General features: G+C 38.7%; 6 protein-coding genes. All 6 read left to right on the forward strand.

The window, feature by feature from the left end:
- A partial coding sequence (locus QZT73_RS14110; RefSeq protein ID WP_291788793.1) for a hemerythrin domain-containing protein occupies nt 1-257 on the forward strand: 257 nt, incomplete at its 5' end.
- Nucleotides 257-670: a Holliday junction resolvase RuvX gene (gene ruvX / locus QZT73_RS14115; protein ID WP_291784935.1), complete on the forward strand. Its 414-nt coding sequence runs from the start codon at nt 257-259 to the stop codon at nt 668-670. The genes QZT73_RS14110 and ruvX, both read left to right, overlap by 1 nt.
- Nucleotides 667-1221, forward strand: a complete 555-nt coding sequence (def, locus tag QZT73_RS14120; RefSeq protein ID WP_291784937.1) for a peptide deformylase — start codon at nt 667-669, stop codon at nt 1219-1221. The genes ruvX and def overlap by 4 nt, the downstream gene beginning before the upstream one ends.
- A gap of 43 nt (nt 1222-1264) precedes the next feature.
- Nucleotides 1265-2074 carry an amidohydrolase gene (locus QZT73_RS14125; RefSeq protein WP_291784939.1) on the forward strand — a complete coding sequence of 270 codons (810 nt, stop codon included), beginning with the start codon at nt 1265-1267 and terminating at the stop codon, nt 2072-2074.
- A 195-nt stretch (nt 2075-2269) separates the two neighbouring features.
- Complete coding sequence (locus QZT73_RS14130) at nt 2270-4504, forward strand: NADP-dependent isocitrate dehydrogenase (RefSeq protein WP_291788796.1); 2235 nt, start codon at nt 2270-2272, stop codon at nt 4502-4504.
- A gap of 265 nt (nt 4505-4769) precedes the next feature.
- Nucleotides 4770-5777: a type I glyceraldehyde-3-phosphate dehydrogenase gene (gap, locus tag QZT73_RS14135; RefSeq protein ID WP_291788798.1), complete on the forward strand. Its 1008-nt coding sequence runs from the start codon at nt 4770-4772 to the stop codon at nt 5775-5777.
- Nucleotides 5778-5976: the final 199 nt, after the last annotated feature.

Consider the following 5976-nt stretch of genomic DNA (forward strand, 5'->3'; position numbering starts at 1 on the left):
AAAGTCCGGTTGCTTCATTGGCGGAAGCGCATGAAGCCCATGATGATGAAATGGAAGGAATAAGAAAGCTTACCCGGGATTATTTTTTGCCCGAAAATGCTCCTGTTTCGATGAAGGTGCTTTATAATGAATTGCAGAATTTTGAAAAAGAACTGATCATTCACGCGCAGATAGAAGATGAATTGTTATTCCCCAAGGCAGTGCAACTTGAAAAAGAGGTTTTAAGAAGAATCAGGAAGAAAATTCGGAATAATTGATGGGGAGAATTTTAGCGATTGATTTAGGAACCAAAAGAACAGGAATTGCGGTTACAGATACACTAAAAATGGTATCAAATCCACTTGAAACAGTGGAAACCACTAAACTAATAGATTACCTCAATGCCTACTTCCAAAAAGAAGATGTAGAAACCATTGTATTGGGATATCCCAAAAACCTTAACGGCAAGGCCAATGATATGACACCTAGGGTGATTAGCCTCAAAGACAGATTATCCAAACTCTTCCCAGAAAAGAAACTCGTTTTGGTTGATGAAAGATTTACTTCCAAAATGGCCATGCAAAGTATGATTGCTATGGGTAGCAAGAAAAAAGACCGGAAAGAAAAATCAGGAAACTTGGATAAAGTAAGTGCTGCTATTATCCTACAATCTTATTTAGAACAAACATGATTTATCCAATAGTTGCCTATGGCAATCCAATCTTAAAAAAAGAAGCAGAAGAAATCAAAGAAGGGGAAAATTTGACCAGTCTTATTGAAGACATGTTCAGTACAATGGACCACGCCAGTGGTGTAGGGCTAGCTGCTCCACAGATCAACAAAGGAGTGAGACTTTTTGTGATTGACAGCACCTTGATGCTTGATGATGAGGATGAAGAAAAAGGCATCCGAAGGGCATTTATTAATCCTATCATCTTGGACGAATATGGCGATAATTATGGCTTTGAAGAAGGCTGTTTGAGTATTCCGGAAGTAAGGGCGGAAATTATAAGACCTGAAAAGCTTACTATAGAGTATTTTGATGAAAACTGGAATCTCAAAGAAGAAGAGTTCTCCGGTATGACTGCGAGGGTTATTCAACATGAGTATGACCATTTGGAGGGAATTTTATTTGTTGATTACCTCAAGGGGTTGAAGAAAAGGTTGGTGCAGAGTAAGCTAATAGATGTGAGCAAGGGCAAGGTGCCCACTGACTATCGAATGATCTATCCATTAAAATAGTAACAGATGACCAACAGGGTAACTTGTTGGTCATTTTAAATAAATGCTAAAGTATTTGCGTAAGCCTGAACTAAATATAGCCTTGATCCAGACTGATTTGTATTGGAAAGACAAGATCGCCAACTTGGCCATGTTGGAGGAAATCATCATGAATATAGAACAGGATTCTGACTTGATTATACTTCCAGAAATGTTTCCAACAGGCTTTACGATGGATGCAGCTGAGGTAGCTGAACCAATGAACTTCCTTACCACAAAGTGGATGAAACAGATGGCGGCACAAACAGGGGCAGTGATAACGGGAAGTTTGGTAATAAAAGAGGCCCATCAATATTATAACAGATTGCTTTGGGTAGAGCCATCCGGGAAAATTTGTAAATATGATAAGCGACATTTATTCAGGATGGCGGGTGAGGATGGGCAGTATTCCATGGGAACTGAAAGGGTGACTTTTGAGTGGAAAGGATGGAGAATTTTTCCACAAATCTGTTATGATCTACGGTTTCCAGTTTGGAGCAGGAATAGGATAGTGGAAAAAGCTTTAGAGTACGACCTTATTTTCTATGTTGCAAATTGGCCCAGTCCAAGAATCAATGCTTGGGATAACCTGCTTCAATCCAGGGCTATAGAGAATTTAAGTTATGCAATAGGGGTCAACCGAATAGGTCAAGATGGAAATGACATTCCTTATTCCGGGCATTCATCCGCATTTAATTTTAAAGGTGAAAGACTTTGTTATTCCGAGAATGAAGAGAAAATCCTGTATGTCGCATTGGAATTTGAATCGCTCAAAATCTACCGGGAAAAATTTCCGGCATGGTTGGATGCAGATGATTTCAGTCTAAAGCATTAAAAAAAATTTCTTTCTTAAAATTGAATATGTATTACTTTCACTCATTTAAATCTGGCTTTGAAACTCACATATTTTCTGTAAATTTGCCGAAATTTTGGACAAGTATAAGGTTTTAAACCTGCTCAAAAGCTGTGATATTCTAAAAAAAAATTACGGCTATTTTCAAAACTCGCTTTAACCAATCATTATTTTAAGATGACTACAAAAACTTCGAAGATTCTTTATACGCTGACTGATGAGGCCCCGGCACTTGCTACTTATTCCCTTTTGCCGATTGTAAAGGCATTTACCAATTGTGCAGGCGTAAAAGTAGAAACCAGGGATATCTCTCTTTCAGGAAGGATTATTTCACAATTTCCTGAATACCTTAAGCCAGAACAGAGAATTAATGACGACTTAACTGAATTGGGAGAAATAGCAAAAACACCGGAAGCCAATATTGTCAAATTGCCGAATATTTCTGCTTCGATCCCTCAATTAAAAGCTGCTATCAAAGAATTGCAGCAACAAGGTTTTGCGCTTCCTGACTATCCTGACGAACCGGTCAATGAAGAGCAAAAAGCACTAAAAGTCAAATATGATAAAGTGAAAGGGAGTGCGGTGAACCCGGTTTTGAGGGAGGGAAATTCGGATAGAAGAGCTCCATTGGCAGTCAAACAATATGCAAAAAAGAATCCTCATAGTATGGGAGAGTGGAGCTCAGACTCCAAATCACATGTTTCCAGTATGAGTGAGGGAGATTTTTATGGTAGTGAAAAATCAATAACAGTATCCGAAGCAGGAAATGTCAAGATTGAACATCAAGACATAGATGGCACTATAACTGCTTTAAAAGACGGTTTGTCGCTTCAGGGGGGTGAAGTGATAGATGCTTCTGTGATGCGTGTGTCGGCTCTCAAGAAATTTCTTCATGAACAAAAAAAAGACGCCCAAAAATCGGGAGTTTTGTTTTCCCTTCATATGAAAGCCACGATGATGAAGGTTTCTGACCCCATCATTTTCGGCCATGCTGTGAAAGTATTTTTCGCTCCTGTATTTGAAAAGCATGAAAAGCTGCTAAAAAGTTTAGGAGTTGATGTCAACAATGGTTTTGGAGACTTGCTTTCTAAAATAGAGTCCCTTCGGGACGATGAGAAAAAAGAAATAGTCAAAGACATTGAAGCTTGTATGTCAGAGGGACCTGATCTGGCAATGGTCAATTCAGACAGGGGGATTACCAATTTGCATGTTCCAAGTGATGTCATCATTGATGCCTCTATGCCAGCGATGATCAGGACCTCGGGTCAGATGTGGAATAAAAAGGGAGAGCAGCAGGATACCAAGGCAATAATACCAGACAGGTCTTATGCCGGAGTATATCAAGAGACCATAGATTTCTGTAAGGAAAATGGGGCTTTTGATCCTGCGACTATGGGCTCTGTTCCCAATGTTGGATTGATGGCGCAAAAAGCAGAGGAGTATGGCTCACATGACAAAACATTCGAAATTTCTAAGGATGGCACTGTAAAGGTGGTAACTGATGGAGGAGAGGTCCTTCTCCAGCATGAGGTAAAACAAGGGGATATATGGAGAATGTGCCAGACTAAAGATTCACCTATTCAGGATTGGGTCAAATTGGCAGTAAATAGAGCAAAAGCTACTGGTGTTCCCACTGTTTTTTGGTTAGACAAGAACAGGGCACATGACGTTGAATTGATCAAAAAGGTGAAAAAATACCTTCCTGAACACAATACTGCCGGGCTTGACTTACATATAATGTCCCCAGTTGAAGCAACAAGATTTTCATTGAAGAGGATGAAGGAGGGGAAAGACACAATATCCGTAACTGGAAATGTATTGCGTGATTATCTTACAGATCTTTTCCCTATTTTAGAGTTGGGAACAAGTGCCAAAATGCTTTCCATTGTCCCCTTAATGAATGGAGGAGGCCTTTTTGAAACCGGGGCAGGAGGCTCGGCACCAAAGCATGTTGAGCAATTTCTTCAGGAGAATCATTTGAGATGGGATTCTTTAGGGGAGTTTTTGGCACTTGCGGTCTCCTTAGAGCATCTTGGAGAGGTATTTTCAAATCAAAGGGCAAAGGTCTTGTCTGAAACATTAGATCAGGCGACAGGCAAGTTTCTCCAGGAAAATAAATCTCCTTCAAGAAAAGTATTGGAGCTTGATAACCGAGGAAGTCACTTTTATCTCGCCTTGTATTGGGCTGAGGCATTGGCTCTTCAGGACAAGGATTCTGAACTTAAAAAAATATTCACTTCCGTGGCAAGAGCTCTGAGTAAAAATGAGTCCAAAATAGTATCTGAGCTGAATGATGTGCAAGGAAAACAAACAAATATAGGTGGATATTTTAAACCAGATCCCTTGAAAACAGAAGCAGCTATGAGGCCAAGTCAAACCTTCAACAAGATTATTGATAATTTGGAATCTTAAAAAAGCGGTGTTAACCGCTTTTTTTTTGGAATAAATTATTTAACTGATTATCAATTGATTGGTTTCAAGAGCTTTATTCTGCAATCGATTGTATAATGATAAATATATTAATGGCTTCATTTTCAATCTTTTAAATATTTTGGTAGGCCAGAATTAATTTGGTATTTTTATACAGTGAAGGGTTGAATATTACGTAGATATATAGATAATTTCCAGTCAAAATTCTTTTTACACTCGAAACAATACAATAACTAATAAAATAACTATGAGCAAGATTAAAGTAGGTATTAATGGATTCGGAAGGATCGGCAGGCTAGTTTTTAGAGCCGCACAATCAAGATCAGAAATTCAAGTAGTAGCAATCAATGACTTGATTGATGTTGATTATATTGCATATATGCTAAAATATGACTCTACGCATGGAAGGTTTGATGGGAGTGTTGAAGTGAAAAATGGCATGTTGGTGGTAAACGGAAATGAAATCAGAGTAAGTTCTGAAAAGAATCCTGCAGATTTGAAATGGGGGGCTGTTGGAGCGGATTATGTAGTAGAATCAACAGGCATATTTTTAACAAAAGAGACTGCTCAGGGACACATTGATGCAGGAGCCAAGAAGGTCATTATGTCAGCTCCTTCAAAAGATGACACGCCAATGTTTGTAATGGGGGTCAATGAAGATAAATATACTTCTGACATGAATTTTGTTTCCAATGCTTCCTGTACAACCAATTGTCTTGCTCCCTTAGCAAAAGTATTGAATGATAATTGGGGTATTGAAGAAGGGTTAATGACTACTGTACATGCTGTGACGGCCACGCAGAAAACTGTAGATGGACCTTCTGCAAAAGACTGGCGAGGGGGTAGAGGTGCTTCCCAAAACATTATTCCCTCCTCAACAGGTGCTGCTAAGGCAGTTGGAAAAGTAATCCCAGAACTCAACGGTAAGTTAACCGGAATGGCATTTAGAGTGCCAACTCCCAATGTTTCTGTTGTAGACCTTACAGTAAGGTTGAAAAAACCAGCTTCTTACAAGGAAATTTGTGCCAAAATGAAGGAAGCTTCAGAGACAAACCTCAAAGGGATTTTGGGTTATACTGAAGACTCAGTTGTTTCTACAGATTTCAATGGTGATACCAGGACTTCCATTTTTGATGCAGGCGCAGGTATCCAATTAAGTGATACCTTTGTAAAAGTTGTTTCCTGGTATGATAATGAAATGGGGTATTCCAATAAAGTATTGGATTTGTTGGCCTACATAGCTAATAAATCTTAATTGGATTTTGATATAATAGTGGATTTGAAAAGAGAGGCATTGCCTCTCTTTTTGCTTAATACCCAATTCCTTTTGGAATTGTAATTTAATTTTCTTATAATAAGGAAAATATAATTATTTACATGCGTTTATTATTGATCTGGGTATTTCTTATCGGAAGTCCCCAACTTAACTTCATTACCGATTATCACCTCCTTTA

The sequence above is a fragment of the Cecembia sp. genome (genome assembly GCF_007126775.1).
GTDB lineage: Bacteria > Bacteroidota > Bacteroidia > Cytophagales > Cyclobacteriaceae > Cecembia.